Here is a 19,049-nt window from a genome sequence, read left to right as displayed (position 1 = left end):
CCTAAAACTCATTAGAAGGTTAGAAACCTAAACTTTCCAGTAAATCATCAACTTGATCTTGATTTTTGATCACACCAGCGTTGTTTTTATTAACCTGTGGACCATTTAATAAAGAGTCAGTCTCTTTCTTCACATTAGACTTTTCAAGTTGCTCTGGTGGCAGGTTTTCCATTAGGACCATCACAAGTTGTTTTTCAATTTCTTGAACGACACTCATCATGCGCTTAATTACCTGGCCGGTCAGATCTTGGAAATCCTGTGCCATCATAATTTCCAATAACTGACTGTTAGTAAAAGCCGTACTCTCAGGGATATCCCGCAAATAATTGCGGGTATCTGTTACAAGAGAGCGTACATCTTTCAGCTCTTCTGGCTGTTCAAACCATTGGTCCCAACGTTCAGTAAGCTTAGTCGCATCGGCACTTAACGCATCCTGTTTAGGCTGCGCAGCTTCGACACAGTTCAATGTACGCTCAGCTGCCTGAGCGGTCATTTGAGCAACATAGTCCAGTCGTTCCCTAGCGTCAGGGATGGCTTCTGCTGCTTCGGCTATTGCTTTATCCAATCCTAATTCTCGCAAACTGTCGCGTAACATCCGCGTCAATTGTCCGATCCGGCTGATAATATCAGATGTCATTTCAATATTATCTTTCGGCATAATTGGATTCCCACTCATTGCGACTCCTTAGATGCCCAGTTTTTCAAAAATTTTATTTAGTTTTTCTTCAAGAATTGCTGCTGTAAAAGGTTTAACAACATATCCACTTGCACCAGCTTGCGCTGCTGCAATGATATTTTCTTTTTTAGCTTCAGCGGTCACCATGAGTACTGGTGTTGCTGCAAGTCCCGCATCACTACGAATATTTTTAAGAAGCTCTAGACCATCCATGTTTGGCATGTTCCAGTCTGTGATCACAAAATCGATTGCCGAATTGCGTAATTTAGCTAACGCGTCAGCACCATCTTCTGCTTCTTCTACATTCGTAAATCCTAATTCCTTTAGCAAATTACGAACTATGCGGCGCATTGTTGAAAAATCATCAACCACTAAAAATTTCAGATCCTTACTTGCCATTGAAAACTCCTTCAAAATATATCGGCAAATTACTGTGTTGCTTTTTAAACTGAACTTAATCAGATACGCAATGATTGTGTGCTACTGATTTTCATCAGAACAGCTTTACTCATTGCGCTTATGCTTTTCACCTCGTCTACTGCGCCTAATTCAACCGCAGCACGAGGCATACCAAAGACGACACAACTCGCTTCATCTTGTGCAAAGGTATAACTACCAGCGCGACGCATCTCTAATAAACCAGCAGCACCATCACTTCCCATTCCGGTTAAAATCACACCGATGGCATTACGTCCCGCATATTTTGCGACAGACCTAAATAGCACATCGACGGAAGGACGATGACGATTGACCGCAGGCTCTTTATTAATGTGGATCTGGTAGTTAGCACCATTACGACGAAGCTCCATGTGATAATCACCTGGCGCAATATAAGCATGCCCAGGTAATACACGTTCGCCATCTTCTGCTTCTTTTACACTAATTTGGCATAAACGATTTAATCGTTCTGCAAATGAGTGTGTAAACCCTGCGGGCATATGTTGCGTAATTAATATCGCAGGGCTGGTAATAGGTAATGGTTCTAGAAAATTACGAATAGCCTCTGTGCCACCAGTTGATGCGCCTACTGCAATCAACTTTTCACTCGAAATCATCGGTGTAAATGACAATGATTTAGAAGGAGGTGCTTGTACTTCTCGGCGATTAATTCGTGCCTGTGCAGCAGCACGAATTTTCTCGGCAATCAGTTCACTATAAGCCATCATACCTTCACGCAAACCAAGCTGTGGTTTAGTCACAAAATCAACTGCGCCCAGTTCTAACGCTTTTAACGTCACTTCTGAGCCTTTTGCTGTTAATGATGAGACCATAACGACAGGCATTGGTCTTAATCGCATCAGTTTTTCCAAGAAATCAATACCATCCATGCGTGGCATTTCAACGTCTAACGTTAATACCTGTGGGTTGTACTTTTTTATTAAGTCACGAGCCACTATAGGATCTGGTGCACAATCAACAACTTCCATATCGCTATGACTGTTGATGATTTCTCGCATGATTTGACGCATTAGCGCCGAATCATCAACACAGAGTACCGTTATTTTATTCATAACCTCTCCTTGCTGGTGTCAGCCCGTAAACGGTATGCCCATGCAAGTAGAAATCCTTGCTAAGCTGGCTTACATTTTCAGAATGTCCAACAAACAGCATTCCGTCTGGCTTAAGTAATGAGGTAAAGCGGTTAAGTAAGGTTTGTTGTGTCGCTTTGTCAAAATAGATCATGACATTACGACAAAAAATCGCATCAAAACTGCCTTCTAAATCCCATTGCTTATCGAGTAAATTCAAATACTGAAAAGAGACCATCTCGCTAATTTGCTGTCTAATTTTCACGTATCCTTCAAAATCGCCGACACCTTTGAGAAAATATTTTTTCAAATATTCATTATTTAATGTTTTAAGCTCTTCCTGTCGGTAAACACCTTTTCGTGCTTTATCCAACACATTAGTATCGATATCGCTGGCAATAATTTTGGTTTTATAAGGGTTATTTCCAAAAACATCGCGTAAAGTCATCGCAATTGAATAAGGTTCTTCTCCAGTAGATGCAGCTGCACACCATACTCGGTAGACGCCTCCTGCTCTTTTTCTGGCATGTTTTGCCAAAATAGGAAAATGATGCGCTTCCCTGAAAAATGCGGTGAGATTGGTTGTTAATGCATTTACAAACTCTTGCCATTCAGGGTTGCGTACATCACTTTTAAGAAACGCAAGATAGTCACCAAAGTTATTCATCCGTAATTCACGTAACCTCCTAGTGAGACGGTTATAAACCATCTCCCTTTTGTTGTTAGTCAGCACAATACCTGCCTTTTGATAAATCAATTGGCATATAGATTGGAACTGATCATCGGACAACATAAACCGTTGGGTAAAAATATCCAACGGTTGAGCAGCGATATCTGATAAGACTTCAGTAACATTACGTTTCATTGTTTTTTAATGGGTCTTTTTAAAAAATGATTTTTTATCTGCTTTTTTCAACCCATTACCTTCTAGGGATGAAGAGTTATTATCCTCATCCGTGTCAGGCAACTCGAATGCCGATACAGCATTAACAAGGTTATTAGCCTGATCTTCTAATGCTGCGGCAGCAGATGCTGATTGCTCCACCAAAGCAGCGTTTTGCTGTGTCACCTGATCCATCTGACTGACTGCATCAGCGACTTGGTGAATACCTCGGCTTTGTTCATCAGAAGCTGAGGCAATTTCTGCCATTAACTCAGTGACTTTATTTACTGATGTGACGAGTTCCTCCATTGTCTGCCCTGCATTATTAACGAGTTGAGAACCTTGAGAGACACGTAAAACAGATTCATCAATCAACAATTTAATTTCTTTTGCAGCATCAGCACTACGTTGAGCAAGGTTACGAACTTCTCCAGCAACAACAGAGAATCCACGTCCTTGTTCACCCGCGCGAGCAGCTTCAACCGCCGCGTTAAGTGCTAATATATTGGTTTGGAACGCAATACCATCAATCACACTGATAATAGCCCCTATCTTTTGAGAACTTTGTGTAATCGCATCCATGGTTTCAACAACACTATTCGTGATTTGGCCACCACGAATGGCTGTTTCAGAAGCAGACTCTGCGAGCTTGCTCGCTTGCAGGGCGTTATCAGCATTTTGTTTTACCGTTGCTGTTAACTCTTCCATGCTTGCCGCAGTTTCTTCTAACGAAGCAGCTTGTTGTTCAGTTCTTGAGGATAAATCCGTATTTCCTTTGGAAATTTCTTGAATACCAGAATACATAGCATGGCTGTTGTCTCGAACGATACGAATAGAACGCGCGAGCTCACCACGCATATCTCGTAGTCGTCTAAACACATCCCCTATTTCATCATCGGTGAAGACAAGAATTTCACGATTTAATTTACCGGTAGCAACATCATTAAAATAACGGCTTAAACTTGCGAAAGGCTTAATGATATTAAAACTTAGCCAGCGATGAGCGGCGAGTGATACAACAATAACCATCGCTATTGCACCGATAAACATCAAGATAGCAATAGTATAAGAGCGATGTCCCTGCTCTATAGATTCAGTAATTTCGCTCTGAACATAATTCATATAGGTATTAAATGAATTTTCCATCGCTGTTTGATAACGTTCCGTTGGTTGATCTAAAAAACCTTGGAAGTTATTGTTTTTTAACATGCTATGTAATTCAGTTAATGCACCATATAAAACGTGATAATCGTTTTTTACAGCTTCAACGATTTCTTTTTCTTCTGTTGGGATTGCCTCTTTATTTATCTCAGCAAGGAAATTTTGAAAATGAGTATTCGCCGTTTCCAAACGTGAAAGTGCAATTGATTCAATAGATTGAATATAATCCGTTGACTGTTCAGTTTTCACTGCAATAGCTACACGATTAATCGCATTACGTGTTTGTATTAAAGATGCCCAACTTAATCCTAATTCATCTCGCTTAGATGTATCTATATCTACTTTGGTGAGTTGTTCGTTATTCAAATGAACGATCCCTAGCGAAATACCACTAGAAATCACCTGCATAACGCAAAACATCATCAGTAATAAATAGAGACTGGTGGATATCTTTAATTTGCGAAACCTAAACATGCCTTCACCTCGTTTAAAGCGGTGGTTAAAAGCCACCGCTTGTCAGCCACTTGTTGTTGTTAGAAAGTTTCCCAGTTAGCGGGATCTTCAACACTGCTGCTCTTTTTCTTTTCTGAGGTTCCTGGTTTTATAAGTGGAGCAGCGGCTTTAACTACAGGGGTTGCATCCGATTCCTTTCTTTCTAGCGTTTTTTCTTCCTGACCCGGTAATTTGAAGATTGAAACTAAGCGGGTTAATGCAACTGCTTGATCTTCAAGACCAGCAGCAGCGGCTGCAGATTGTTCTACTAAAGAGGCGTTTTGCTGAGTGACACGATCCATTTCAGAAACCGCAAGGCCAACTTGTGAAATACCTCGGCTTTGCTCATCTGATGCAGAAGCGATTTCGCCCATGATGTCAGTAACACGCGTTACTGAATCCACGATACGCGTCATCGTCTCACCCGCACTTTCAACGAGTACAGAACCCGTTTCAGTACGATTTACAGAATCTTCAATCAGTGTTTTTATTTCTTTAGCAGCTTCTGCACTTCTCTGTGCAAGGTTACGAACTTCACCGGCAACTACCGCAAATCCGCGACCATGCTCACCGGCTCTTGCAGCTTCAACAGCTGCATTCAGTGCCAAAATATTGGTCTGGAATGCAATGCCATCGATAACAGCTGTGATATCGGTGATTTTCTGAGAACTTCCGGCTATGTCGTGCATCGTTTGCACCACATTAGCAACAACTTTTCCGCCTTGGCGGGCAATATCTGAGGCGTCATTAGCAAGGTTACTTGCTTGGCGAGCATTGTCCGCGTTCTGTTTCACGGTCGCCGTTAACTGTTCCATACTTGCAGCAGTTTCTTCTAACGATGCCACTTGCTCTTCTGTACGAGCAGATAAGTCATTATTTCCAGCAGCAATTTCACTTGTACTGTTATAAATGTTTTCCGTACTTTGATAGACACCACGAACAGTTTGAATAAGCTCTTGTTGCATATGTTTTAAACCATTTGCTAACAAGCTCATTTCATTGCGACCATTCACTTCGATATTTGGACGTAAATCACCTTCAGAGAAGGTTTTAATACTTAATAGAAGTGAATTTAATGGTCTAATTAAGGCATTACGTAATGCAAACCAGCATAGAATTAATGCCGAGATAACGATAATAGCTAACACAACCATAGTAATGACAGTACGTTGATGAGAGGCTTCTAGTGCCACATTTAACTCTTCGTTAAATTTTTCATTGCGCATGACATATGCAAGATATTCTTTATAAAAAGCGTCTTGATAACCCGTGGTTGGTTGCTCAAAAAAGTCTTTTAAGTTTCTATCTTGAAGTAAAATTTCTAGTTGGTTTAATGCAGAGAAATATTCGATAAAACGCCCTTTTAAGCTACGAACATCATCTTCTGAGTGAACTTGATAAGCGGTAATATTCTTTTCAAATTCTTTAAATTTCTCGTCTGCACGAGACATATTTTTACGAGCAAGCCCCGTCAAATAGTCAACAGACAGAGAATCATCTACATTAAGATTTTTATCTTGTAATAAAAAACTAATCGCTGCACGATTAATATTATTACGCGCTTGTAGTAAGTTAGCCCAGCTTTCATCTAGACGCTCACGTTGATCCTGTATTGTTAGTGTTTTATTCAGGTCATTTCTTGTCTCAACAATATTTGAGTAAAAAACACCCCCAGATACAAACTGCAAAACACCAAACAACAGAAGAATGGATAATAATCCAGTCACTATTTTCATTCGGCTAAACATAGTTTCCCTTTTTATAATAAATGGTAATGAGCAAGTTATCGGCAGACTTAAGAGAAACTTTATAGGATTCATTTCGCCTTAGTCGCATTTTTGCTCCATTAGAAAGCGGTGGTAATACTGTTTTTAATTAAAATTATAAGTATAAAAAACTTTAAAGTTATTTCCGTCAGTAGAAAAATATTATAGCTAGGTGATAGCTACTTATAAGTTGATAAATAATAAAATAGAACTTAACTAAAATTATTAGTTCTTTTTTATCTTTTAATTTTACTTAAAGTTAATTTAATGCTTTAGCACTCGCTAATAAAATAAAAAAAGATAGAAATAGCTATTCCGGCAAAATTACCGGAACAGTATTTAGATTATTTTTAAAAAAACAAAACTTATTTAGCTTGAATTGTTGCGCTATCGACTAATTCCATTTCTTCACTATTGAGTAATTTTTCAATATCCACAAGAATAAGCATTCTTTCATCTAAAGTACCTAAACCTGTTAAATACTCAGTAGACATTGTGACCGCAAACTCTGGCGCGGGGCAGATCTGCTCTGGTTTTAGCGTAAGAACATCAGAAACGCCATCAACAACAATTCCTACAATTCGATTTAATAAGTTAACCACAATAACAACAGTATTGTCATTATAAGTTACACTTTCTTGTGAAAATTTAATACGCAGATCAACTATCGGAACAATAACGCCCCGTAAATTAGTTACGCCTTTAATAAAGCTAGGTGAATTAGCAATACGTGTAACTTGGTCATATCCGCGAATTTCTTGAACCTTTAAAATATCAATTCCATATTCTTCATCGCCCAGCGTAAAAATTAGAAATCCTTGTCCAACAGTTTCACCGGATAATTTCTCGAAATGTTCCGAAGCCATAATCTTATTTTATCCTCACTATTAAATGACTGCGCTTGCAGTTGTATTCTTTTTCTTATTCGTCATTTGTGTATGACTTAAACGTTGCAATTCTGGTACATCAAGAATTAAAGCCACACTACCGTCGCCCATAATTGTTGCAGCAGATATACCAGGAACTTTTCGGTAATTGCTTTCTATATTTTTAACAACAACTTGATGCTGGCCAACTAATTGATCTACCAATAAAGCATAACGACGTCCGGCACTCTGAACAATAACCGCAATTGCTTGGGTAATATCAGTTTGAGCGCCTTCAATATTAAAAGTACGATGCAGTTCAATCAGTGGTAAATATTCCCCTCTGACCTGCAATAATTTCTCATCGCCAGCCAATGGATAAATATCGTCTTCTTCCGGTTGTAAAGAACTGACTACCGTTCCTAATGGTAAAATAAAGACTTCGTCATGAACTTTGACGGACATACCATCTAAAATTGCTAATGTCAGTGGAAGTAAAATACGAATGCGCGTTCCTTTACCCACTTCAAAACTGATTTGAATTTGACCACCCATCTCTTGGATATTTCGTTTTACAACATCCATACCCACACCGCGACCAGAAACATCTGTTACTACTTCTGCGGTAGAGAAACCGGGTGCAAAAATCAGCATAGCAATTTCTTCATTGCTCATATTTTCAGAAACAGCAAGCCCAGAGGAAATCGCTTTTTTCAAAATACGTTCGCGGTTTAATCCAGCACCATCATCAGTCACTTCAATACAAATATTACCGCCTTGATGTTCCGCAGACAGGGTTAATTGCCCCGCTTCCGGTTTACCCGCCGCAACACGATCAGCGGGCATTTCAATACCGTGATCAAGACTGTTACGCACTAAGTGAGTTAAAGGATCGATAATTTTTTCAATTAAGCTTTTATCAAGTTCTGTTGAGCTACCAATCATGTTTAGCTCAACTTTCTTATTCATTTTACCTGCAACATCACGCACAACTCGAGGGAAGCGACTGAAAACATACTCCATCGGCATCATACGAATTGACATAACAGATTCTTGTAAATCACGAGAATTACGCTGTAGCTGAGCAATACAACTTAGTAAATCACTATATATTGCTGGATCAAGACTACCACTGTGCTGTGCCAACATTGACTGAGTGATAACCAGCTCACCCACTAAGTTGATTAATTGGTCAACTTTTTCAACGGCAACACGAATACTGCTTGATTCTGTTTTCGGTGCAGCAGCGGCAACAGGTCTTTTCGTTGGTGCTGCCGATGCTGCTGGTGCTTTAGCAGGTTCTGCCGATGGCGTCACTTTTTCAGCAACGGTTTTTTGTACAGGCGCTGGTTGCTCAACTTGGATTTCAACATGAGCATCATCAACAGATGTTGTACTTTCTTCTGTAACTGTGTTTTTTTCTGCAACAGCCACTTTTTTAAACGAGATTTGTTCAGGTTCAATCACAAAACAAAGTACAGCGCTGATATCTTCTTCTGTTGCAGTGGTTTTCAATATTGCTTCAAGACCATGATGCTGTTTTTCAACTTGGCTAACTTCACCAAGATGTTTTAATTCATCAAGCATTAAATCAATATCTGTCTCTTTAAGATCAGACAAAATAATATGATGATAATAATGTCCATCAGCCGCCATCGTCGATGCGACTTCGACCATGGTTTCTACGGCTTCACTTTGCACATTTTCAGCGTCAGATGACAAAACAGGAGTTTCAGTCATTGTGGCCTGTGAGTCTGAAGCTTCAGATCCAGCAACAGCCTCAACGTGAGGAGCGGATTGTTCTTCTTTTACATCGAGAGCCAGCTGACGCAACTTCTCACAAATATAGTTAAATGTTTCCTCATCAGGTTCTTGTGAGTTTTTATGTGCATCCAATTGCTGTTGCATAATATCTTTCGCTTCCAGAAACAGGTTAATAATGTCGTCGGTGAGCGCCATCTCATGACGTCTTGCACTATCGAGCAAGTTTTCAAGCACATGAGTGGTCTGTTGAAGTTTAACGAAGCCAAATGTTGCAGCTCCTCCTTTTATGGAGTGTGCACTACGGAAAATCGCATTCATCTGTTCTTGATCTGGATTTGCAGGATCAAGTAACAGTAAATGCTGTTCCATATCAGCTAACAACTCATCTGCTTCATCAAAAAATGTTTGATAAAACTCAGTAATATCCATCGTTACTCATTCACCTTTACGCGATTACTAACAAATTAGGGTGCTGTTCCCTGCTTTGTAGTAATATTTGTCGATTGTGATGGCAAACTTTCCCCAGAAACTCCTGTTTCAACATTTTCCTTTTTTGATTCGGGAAGCTCAGATGCAGAAGACACAGACGAACCCGTCTGTGTGTTTCCTGCTTTTTCTTGTGGGGTTTCTTGCCCTGAAAGTAGAGGTTCAATTTCTGAAGTCTCTGTTACTGTCGGTGCAACCCGCTCATTTTCTTGTACAATTTTTTGTTCTGCTTGCTTCGTTAAGACCAAAATACTGATCCGTCGGTTAGCAGGCGCAAAACCATCCTCTTTAACTAAATGAACTGTTGATGCCATACCTACAACACGCAACACTTTCCATTCACTCAATCCTGCACCAATTAATTCTCGACGAGAGGCATTCGCACGATCTGTTGATAGTTCCCAGTTACTATATTTTAAAGCGCCACTTGCATAAGGAATATCATCGGTATGACCTGATAAACTGATTTTGTATGGCGTGTCATTTAAAATAGGTGCTATTGCCGTCAAAATATCCTTCATATAAGGTTCAACGGTGGCACTACCGACTCTAAACATAGGTCGGCTTTCTTTATCTATAATCTGAATTCGTAACCCTTCATCCATCATGTCTATTAATAAATGAGGCTTCAGATCTTTTAACCGAGGATCATTTAAAATGACTTGCTCTAAACTGTCTTTTAAACGACGGAATTGTTGCTTTTCATTGAGCTGTTTATCTTCCTGGCCTTTTGGCAAAATATCACCTTCGTTATAGACAGGATCACGCCCTCCTCCAGGAATAGGATTGGTTGCATCCCCACTAAATCGCCCTTTCTCAATAGCAACTTTTAATGGCGTACGAAAATATTCGGCTACACGAGTTAATTCTTGAGGGCTAGCGATTGAAAGTAACCACATCACCAGAAAGAAAGCCATCATTGCAGTCATAAAGTCAGCATAAGCTATCTTCCATGCACCACCATGAGCGTTATGTTGTTTTCTCCCTCGCTTTTTAACTCGAATGATTTGTGAATTACTCTTCATGATTACTCTTCTTTCATTGCATCAGGATTTGCCTGCATCGGTGTCCGTACCTGACGTACATGTTCTTCCAATTCAACAAAAGAAGGTCTGTCTGCCAGAAAGAGGGTTTTACGTCCAAATTCAACTGCTATCTGTGGCGCATATCCATTCATGCTAGATAACAATGTTGTTTTGATACACTCCATCATTTTCATTTGTTGACTAGAGCGTTGTCTAATTCGAGAAGCTAATGGTGAAATAAAACCATAAGCTAATAAAATACCTAAGAAAGTACCAACCATTGCGTGTCCAATTAAAGCCCCCATTTCACCAGCAGGCCTATCCGCAGCACCTAACGCATTTACAACCCCCATAACGGCGGCAACGATACCAAATGCTGGTAATGAGTCACCCATAGTTGACAAACCTAAAGCGGGTACTTCACTTTCCTCTTCAAAGGTTGCGATCTCTTCATCCATCAGAGATTCAATCTCATAAGGGTTCATATTCCCTGTCACCATCAGGCGCATATAGTCCGTAATAAAGCTAAGCATATAAGCATCTTTCATAATGCGGGGATACTGAGAAAAAATATCACTTTGCTGTGGGTTTTCGATATCTCTCTCTAATGCCAACATCCCGTTTTGACGCGCTTTTGACAATAAACGAAACATCAGTGCCATTAAATCCATGTACATCGCTTTATTGTAATTTGTGCTACGAAGTAATTTTGGTAGGATCTTCATTGTTGATACAATTGCTCTACCATTATTACCTACAATAAAAGCACCGATGCCGGCACCAAAGATGATTAAAAACTCGGCTGGTTGATATAATGCGCCTAAACTACCTCCGACGAGGGTATACCCTCCGAGGACAGCACAAATCACCACGATATATCCTAAGAGTACTAACACGCGATATCCCTTTAGCTAATTTCGTTATAGAGAGAATGGCGAACATAGCAGCAAGAGATAGGAGGGGGAGAGGAAACGGCTCAGGTTATAGATAACTAAACTCTATAACCTGATATTTAACTTTCAATCTCGAATCACATTGCAAACTGTTCAAGACCATCCAACAGTTGTAAGTTAATATCGGCAGGATTGGCGGAAAGTTTACGTTTTTTTATTGCGCGAGAAGGTGGCTGGCAAAGACTACAAACATAATTGCTAGCTGGTTGGTGTGCGTGTGTAATAAATGAACCATTACATTTGGTACAAACAGAAAGTTGCAACATGCCACTTTCAACAAAGCGTACTAATGTCCATGCTCTTGTTAGTGCTAAAATAGGTTCTTGATCTTTAACAGGCGGACATTGTTCTAAGTATAAACGATAAGCTTTAACAACAGCCTCAACACCAACACAACCGCCATTTTTTAATAAAAAGCGATAAGCGTTATAAAACATTGAGGAATGGATATTTTGTTCCCATGTCATAAACCAATCCGTTGAAAATGGTAGCATTCCTTTTGGAGGGGGGCTCCCTCTTAATTCTTTGTATAATTTAATTAAACGCCCCCGACTTAATTGAGTTTCACTTTCAAGCATTTGCAAGCGGGCACCCAAGGTGATTAATTCCATTGCTAAGCGAATATCTTTCGCTTCTCGGACGATACTTTTCTCACTCATTGTTATGCCCGCTTCTTTGTCGCAGTAGTATCTTGTTCCGATAACTGACGAAACAAGTTAGAAGAAAGAAGAATACCAGTATGAATTTGTTGTAAATCATCCACTCTAGATTCTTTAGTGAGTTGTTCTATTGTTTCGCTGTCTTCAAACCGGAAATTACAGATTAGTTGGTTTGTTTCAGCCAACTTAACCAATTGAGGCAATGTAAGCTCTGCCAGCGCATCCGCCATCGCGTCACTAATCCCAAGCCGAAACATTGCGGAAGCCTTTTCTTGGTTAATTAACCTTTGCGCTAAAAGCAAATACGATAAATTTATGTCATAAATATGCTTAAGCAATTCAACCGTACTCATCTCTTTACATCCCGTCCGATTATATTGAACAAAGAGGATCTCTCTAATGAAAGATCCCGAGGAAATTAATATAAATGTAATATTAAATTTCCAGGCCCCATTTTATGAACATGACACGTAGTAACACTACCTTGTATTACTTAGTTACGGTCATTTTCAAAAGTAGCGAAAAAAACATTTAAATTAAAAGTAAACTTTAAATGCTCGCCAATATAGCTCGTTAAGAATAATCCTAACGCAACAACTTTACTCCTTAACGATTAAGTTATTCAACGGATAAAGTAGTCTAATTTAAATACTCTGTGAGTCACATCACAAAAAGATAATCATTATTATGGAATTAGTTCATTAACTATTCAAGTGATAAAAGTAATAAAACATGGTGTAAATTAATAAGCTAATCTACCCAAATTAAAATATTAATGATAATTTTTTATTTTATACGATCTATTAAACTTATAAATCTAAAAATACAGCATAAAAATTTGACAAATCCTAAATTGTAGATTTTTTTGATCACAGTAACATATATTGATATATCTCCTCCTCATCTTTATCTAAACAAGCCCCCCAAATTTAATAAATATTTCTATAGATATTATTTTTTTCATCATTTACGTAAACCTTCAGAAATGATCACTTTTTATTTACAATTTGTTTGAAAAACAACCCATTCTAATTATTTATAGTTATCCTAAATTTTTTTATTATTTCACGATAAAAATTATCCTTTAAAATCAATGTTATAACTTGATGTATTTATTAAGCAGAACGATAAGTCATATAAAATTAAATTCTTAGTTATGCATCTTCACCCTTAAATCATTGAATATTTATTTCCACATCATTAAAGTTTCAACTGTAATAATAAAATTTAATTAATGATTATTAAGCGCTATTTAACACTTAAATTACAGAACTCTTAATAAGAGTTTTATTGGCTGTAAATTAGTCACAAAGAAATAATATCCACATATAAGTAAGTTTTACTTATGAATCACAGTATATTTTATGAACAATATAAATTTAAAATTGCCACAATTTTAATATAAAAACAAAAGAATACTTTTTATTTAATTAAATAAAAAAACTGTTATTTAATTATCGATTCAAAATGGAATATAAAAATAATATAGCATTTAACTTAAGTTAAATTAAAAAAAACAATCATTTTTTTATAAAATAAAGTCACAATTTATTAGTATAAAAAATCAAATTAAAATCCGCTTATTTTTCTCTTTATATAGATATATATTAATAAAATAATCGACGATTAATTAAAAACATAATATCCAGTAAAAAATATAAATAAAAAAGCAGATTTATAATTTATATCTTATATAAATACACATCTTTTTTTATAAAAAAAGACATTTTATGAAATATAAATTTCGATTTCATAAAAAAAGATCCCAAGATCTCCAATATAAAGTGATTAATTCATAAAATAATAAGGCAAAATATAAATTCTGTTTTTCCTGTTATCAGCATTATCTCAACACAATAAACGGCTGTAATGACAAATATGACAACCTGAAGTTAACACTTGTACACATCAACTTTTTCAATGTAAAGACAGAAAAACAAATATGATCAAAATAACATCTCATTGACTATTCTATTAGCATTAGTGCGAACTAAAAAATATCAAATGTTACCTTTTAGCCCCAAAATAGTCCCTATCAGTAATTAGTTTTACTCTTACCAATGATGAGCATTGTTTCACGTTTCCTCTTATTATGTGGTTAGCCTCTTTTTTTTAACCTAGCTAGCACAAGTATCAAGACATTACAGAGCCAAAAGTGCTGACTTAGTAACAACACCATTACTTAACAAAAGTTGATGTTGATGGGCTTAGGAGAGTATAAAGATTTATATATCGGTATATCTTTACTTAAAGCGCTAAAATATATCTCTAAATATTCTTCTATTCTAACCACTAATTTTACTCATTTTATTACCTTTTTTATGAGTAATTTTGCGTTTAAAAAGACTTTTCCTCTCGATCAAAACCTAATAAAAATATTGGTGTATCTAAATAATCAAGACTTATATCTCATTTATTAGATTAGTCTTAAAAACCAATAACAGACCTTAGTATTCTATACACCTAAACTGTTCTAAATTTTTGGAAAAGAAAGGTTTTGAAAATATTGTAACTGTATTTTTCAAAAGTAATAATTGAGATCATTCATGCGGTGAATGCAAATACTTTATGCATTGCTTTCAGTTCTATTGAAATGAGTTACATCGTTTTTAGTAAGTAAACATGAAATGATTGTTCACCCTTTTATACCAGCAATTTTTTAAATTAATGTACCTCTTATCGTTGTTTTTATCTTTTTTGGTAAATCGAAAAAGGTCAGTACCACAATTATCTTTTATATATATTTTTACAGCGAATACTAATGACACATCTATTTCATACTAAGATAATTCTCCTTCTGTAATAAGTAAGATTTACGTCCTTGACAAATTTATAAACAATATAATTTTGAAATTATTATTTTATTGGATGGAAAGAGTGGTGTGATTTTTCTACTCTTATTATAAGATTACTTATTGGTATCAATTTTTCTACATGACTTTTACAAAAAATCCTACAATTTTTCAAAAGGTTTTCATTCATAATTGATTAGTGATTACAAACAACATACCACAGCAATTCATCAGCTTTACTGTAGCGGTCTAAACTCACCATTTTCCTGAATTCTTCCTCATTTTTTGAAAGTCTAATTTGATTAAATTAAAAATATTACTCAAAAAGTCACACTTAAATTAAATACAATAGAAAATATTGATAAAATTTTCGCCAAATACATTGAAATAATTTGAGAGTATAATTTAGGTATTAAAAAAAAATCCAATATAATCAATGGAAAACACCGCTTTTTTCCCAAAATTCTATACTGCACTAAGCCCCTTAATAACGATTTTTTGTCCTACAATACTCCTAATTACCTCATTTAATAAGCAAACTATGGGGAGCAATCGCTTACTTGATTTTAGTTTTTCCTGTTTATTAAAAACAAAATAAACAGAGATAAATCAAATCAGTCTAAAAAGGGCGATTAATAAAGATGAGAAATAACGTCAAATACATCCAAACTCTGTTCAACATTTTTCATTCATAACTCATTATATACGGGTTAACCACAATACAAATAATTGTACATTAATCAATTTAGGTAAAAATGTTTGTTTTTATTAAAACGAAAATGAATATATTCCACCCTATTGCGTATTTTAATTAGTTTTTTTGAGCACATTTTTCTATTTTTTATTCCATAAAGTAATAGTTACAAAAATAATAATTACATAAACAAAATACTTTATTTCTATATATCAGTAATAATACGTAACTCATGACTAAGATCTCATTATTCTCATCAGAGAAATGAGTTTTTAAATTAAGTATTATGCTAAGGCTCTTAATAACTTGAGGTTTAGATAGGCAAAAGTGAATGGTTTACTAAGAACAAACAAAAATATGTGACTGGTATGAATAAACATAATCGACGACACAACAGCTTGAAATATGACAGTTCTATTACTTACAAGTTACAAAGTTATATTCTTTATAACTTTTATCAATATTCATATTCCCTTTTGAAATAACTTTGTAATTTGATATCTATCTCGTCTTTATACGACAAAAAAAGCGCCCTATATTTAATATAGGGCGCCTCAAGTAGAAAGATATTATCTTGAAAAGATCCATCAAGCAGGATGCTCTGCCGCTATCTTCCAATTAATTGCGCTGACACTCTTTTCTAAACTTACTCTGCAAACAATCGCTTCTATCTCTTTTTGCTCGACAGGTGTTGCCAGCAATTCAGCACACACTTCTAGCTGACTAGGCATCAATGTATCAGCACTGCTTAAAGACTGTAATCGAACATGTAATCCATTTATTGCTTGTAAAATGAGTGTTCTAACCAAAACTTCATCTTCTTCATGACAAATAATTCGTATTGAGTAGCGTTGTTCTATATCTATTGCTTGATGTTGTGGCTGAGCGTTTATCCGCTGAGCTGCTTCTCGTAGTAAGATATTCGCACAAAGAATAAGAAGTGTTGCTATAGTTGCCAATTGATATAAACCTAAACCACATAACACGCCAATTCCTGCTGAACACCAAAGCGTTGCGGCAGTATTAAGTCCACGTATATTCATTCCTTCACGCATGATCACACCAGCACCAAGAAATCCAATACCTGAAACAACTTGAGCTGCGATCCGACCGGGACTATCTGGCGAAGTTTCTATTGAACTTAAAATAAAAACAGCGGCACCGGTTGCAACTAAAGCATTTGTTCTTAAACCGGCCATTCTTTGTCGCCATTGACGTTCGGCACCAATCAAAGCACCAAGACACATTGCAATCACGAGATTTAAAATATAAGGCGTCATCGTCATGTTTATTTCCTCTACATGATGATTAAAATCGATATGAAAATTTTGCTCTGATAGTTCAGAGTGTTGAAATTAATTCATCGCCTTAGGTGGAGGAAATAAAGAGAAAAAAATGTAGCACATGAAGTTACCCTTCTTATGTTAGCGACATAAGGGAAATTATTTGGGTAAGTGCATAATAGGAATATATAAGAAAGGAATATTACAATGCACTGCCCACCAAAATGGTAAGCAGTTTTAGTGAAGAAAACAGCTTACCTATTATTTTGAATAAAATTATTCTCAGTTAATGGAGTTATCATTAACCTACAACTTTCTGTCTCCACTATGTTTTCTCCTAACTAAAATTTGGCAAAAGTATAAGTAGCTGATTTGAAAATGTAAATGAACCGTACCTAAACGTCAGTCACTTTTGCTGTATTGGTCTAACAAATGTTCCTTCACCGCCCTCTTTTTCATTAAAAAACCAAATTCCTTTTGGATATTCAGGGAGTGATACTAAATACATTATGCCTTCATTAAATTCTTCGATAAGTAGGATAGTTCCTTCACGATCGTCAATACCATCAGTTTTCACAACAACGTTATCATTAACCTGCATTTTCTCTCCTGATAAATATTATCATTCTCTTTTTCTTTATTTTACCCATAAAGAAAAAGCCTGCCACCATAAGGTGACAGGCTTGAAGAAAATTTTTAAAAGGCTTTAAATTACAGAGCTGTTACGTTAGCAGCTGCTGGACCTTTTGCACCGTTTTCAATTGTGAATTCTACGTTCTGACCTTCAGCCAGAGTTTTGAAACCGTTACCTTGAATGGCAGAAAAGTGAACGAATACGTCTTTGCTTCCGTCTGCTGGAGTAATAAAACCAAAGCCTTTAGACTCGTTGAACCACTTAACTTGACCTTTCATTTTGTCAGACATGTGACTTTCCTATATATCAATAAAACGTTGCCTTCTCGGCATCTACTGGCCTGAACTACCTATAACTTATGGGCACACATGAAGAAAACGGTCAAAAAGCGATGCTGTTTAAAACTCATTAACTTAGAATGTCAATCATAAATCAGGTCTGTATTGAGGCCTTACTCATTAACGCATGAGACAAGTTTAATAGCAATAGTTTTATGCGTCTAAAGATTAAAAAAATGCGAATTGCACATTAAAAATACAATTCTTCCTCTATTTTTATCACTGTGCATAAAATTTATTTGATATTTTATCTCTATTATTAACAATGACTAAGAATATTCTTAATGGTCTAACAATAACAGTTAATACCAGAATTTAAAAAAACTGTTCTACCCGCTTATCTTGTCCCCGTGATAATCTAGTAATAAGAAACAAGTTTGCAACATTCATCTCTTAAGGTGTTTACAATGAATGTATTAAAAGAAATCTTAGAGCGTGATTTAGACCGGATCAATACAGCAGAAAAAAGAGACGGGAAACCACATTTTAATAGTCAGTTTTTAAAAAACCATATCTGGTTATGTATCAGCATGGTTCTCTCTTATATATTGCTCGCTGCGTTATTAATTTATTCACCTTACTTTGGTGTTATCTCGCTCGTTCTCTTTACTGTCATGTTCTTAGTTATGGCAGGTATCTTGTTATTTGATATAAAACCTATCTATAAATTTGAAGATATTGGTGTTCTCGATTTGAGAGTTTGCTATAACGGTGAATGGTATACCTTTGAAAAACTCTCTGATGAAGCCATAAATGAAATTCACCAGCACCCTGCAATATCTAAACAAATAAAAGAAGATATTCGCGAGATTATTAATAAAAAACAAGAAATTCATTTTTACGATGTGTACCTGATGGCATTTGATCCCGTACAACAATCAATTTCAGCATCACAATTATCCCCTCAAACTTAATTGATTCTCCGTGTTACACACAAAAACACGGAGAATAACTTCTATTATTTAGCCACTTTGTTGATAAACCAACCAAACAGATATTTAATCCACTTTTAACGTTGACACTCTGATATATCATCGTTATTATGCGC

General features: G+C 36.3%; 16 protein-coding genes. 1 reads left to right on the top strand and 15 read right to left on the bottom strand.

Going from position 1 to position 19,049, the window contains the following annotated elements:
• Positions 1-19: 19 nt before the first annotated feature.
• From cheZ to cspE, 15 genes are all read right to left on the bottom strand, one after another.
• Positions 20-676 (bottom strand): protein phosphatase CheZ, encoded by a 657-nt coding sequence (gene cheZ, locus JEP71_RS16225; RefSeq protein ID WP_023581808.1) that lies wholly within the window; start codon positions 674-676, stop codon positions 20-22.
• Between the two features lie 9 nt (positions 677-685).
• Entirely contained in the window at positions 686-1,075 is a 390-nt protein-coding gene (gene cheY, locus JEP71_RS16220; RefSeq protein WP_023581807.1) for a chemotaxis response regulator CheY, read from the bottom strand.
• Between the two features lie 59 nt (positions 1,076-1,134).
• Positions 1,135-2,187 carry a protein-glutamate methylesterase/protein-glutamine glutaminase gene (locus JEP71_RS16215; RefSeq protein ID WP_109373805.1) on the bottom strand — a complete coding sequence of 351 codons (1,053 nt, stop codon included), beginning with the start codon at positions 2,185-2,187 and terminating at the stop codon, positions 1,135-1,137.
• Positions 2,180-3,070, bottom strand: a complete 891-nt coding sequence (gene cheR, locus JEP71_RS16210; protein WP_109373806.1) for a protein-glutamate O-methyltransferase CheR — start codon at positions 3,068-3,070, stop codon at positions 2,180-2,182. Before cheR ends, JEP71_RS16215 begins: the two co-directional genes overlap by 8 nt.
• A 6-nt stretch (positions 3,071-3,076) precedes the next feature.
• On the bottom strand, positions 3,077-4,723 hold the full coding sequence (locus tag JEP71_RS16205; RefSeq protein ID WP_198619824.1) for a methyl-accepting chemotaxis protein: 1,647 nt from the start codon (positions 4,721-4,723) through the stop codon (positions 3,077-3,079).
• A 59-nt stretch (positions 4,724-4,782) separates the two neighbouring features.
• A complete protein-coding gene (locus JEP71_RS16200; RefSeq protein ID WP_160230501.1) occupies positions 4,783-6,489 on the bottom strand; it encodes a methyl-accepting chemotaxis protein in 1,707 nt (568 codons plus the stop codon).
• A gap of 383 nt (positions 6,490-6,872) precedes the next feature.
• Complete coding sequence (cheW, locus tag JEP71_RS16195) at positions 6,873-7,373, bottom strand: chemotaxis protein CheW (RefSeq protein WP_023581802.1); 501 nt, start codon at positions 7,371-7,373, stop codon at positions 6,873-6,875.
• A 21-nt stretch (positions 7,374-7,394) separates the two neighbouring features.
• On the bottom strand, positions 7,395-9,506 hold the full coding sequence (gene cheA, locus JEP71_RS16190) for a chemotaxis protein CheA (RefSeq protein WP_409281710.1): 2,112 nt from the start codon (positions 9,504-9,506) through the stop codon (positions 7,395-7,397).
• Positions 9,507-9,601: 95 nt separating this feature from the next.
• Positions 9,602-10,648 (bottom strand): flagellar motor protein MotB, encoded by a 1,047-nt coding sequence (gene motB, locus JEP71_RS16185; RefSeq protein ID WP_198619822.1) that lies wholly within the window; start codon positions 10,646-10,648, stop codon positions 9,602-9,604.
• A gap of 2 nt (positions 10,649-10,650) precedes the next feature.
• A complete protein-coding gene (motA, locus tag JEP71_RS16180) occupies positions 10,651-11,544 on the bottom strand; it encodes a flagellar motor stator protein MotA (protein WP_196571556.1) in 894 nt (297 codons plus the stop codon).
• A gap of 134 nt (positions 11,545-11,678) precedes the next feature.
• The gene (gene flhC, locus JEP71_RS16175; RefSeq protein ID WP_006533207.1) at positions 11,679-12,260 is read right to left on the bottom strand and encodes a flagellar transcriptional regulator FlhC; all 582 of its coding nucleotides are present in this window, start codon (positions 12,258-12,260) and stop codon (positions 11,679-11,681) included.
• A gap of 2 nt (positions 12,261-12,262) precedes the next feature.
• Positions 12,263-12,613, bottom strand: coding sequence for a flagellar transcriptional regulator FlhD (gene flhD, locus JEP71_RS16170; RefSeq protein WP_072063484.1), 351 nt, complete (start codon positions 12,611-12,613; stop codon positions 12,263-12,265).
• 3,720 nt (positions 12,614-16,333) lie between these two features.
• Positions 16,334-17,032 (bottom strand): MgtC family protein, encoded by a 699-nt coding sequence (locus tag JEP71_RS16165; protein WP_072068540.1) that lies wholly within the window; start codon positions 17,030-17,032, stop codon positions 16,334-16,336.
• 403 nt (positions 17,033-17,435) lie between these two features.
• Positions 17,436-17,630 carry a protein DsrB gene (gene dsrB, locus JEP71_RS16160; RefSeq protein ID WP_099075784.1) on the bottom strand — a complete coding sequence of 65 codons (195 nt, stop codon included), beginning with the start codon at positions 17,628-17,630 and terminating at the stop codon, positions 17,436-17,438.
• A 110-nt stretch (positions 17,631-17,740) separates the two neighbouring features.
• On the bottom strand, positions 17,741-17,953 hold the full coding sequence (gene cspE, locus JEP71_RS16155) for a transcription antiterminator/RNA stability regulator CspE (RefSeq protein ID WP_004243573.1): 213 nt from the start codon (positions 17,951-17,953) through the stop codon (positions 17,741-17,743).
• 455 nt (positions 17,954-18,408) lie between these two features.
• Between cspE and JEP71_RS16150 the strand changes: the two genes are divergently transcribed.
• A complete protein-coding gene (locus tag JEP71_RS16150) occupies positions 18,409-18,915 on the top strand; it encodes a YlaC family protein (protein WP_198619821.1) in 507 nt (168 codons plus the stop codon).
• The last annotated feature ends 134 nt before the right edge of the window (positions 18,916-19,049 follow it).

Source organism: Proteus sp. PR00224 (genome assembly GCF_016238105.1).
Classification (GTDB): domain Bacteria; phylum Pseudomonadota; class Gammaproteobacteria; order Enterobacterales; family Enterobacteriaceae; genus Proteus.
This window is presented reverse-complemented; position numbering and strand designations above follow the sequence as displayed.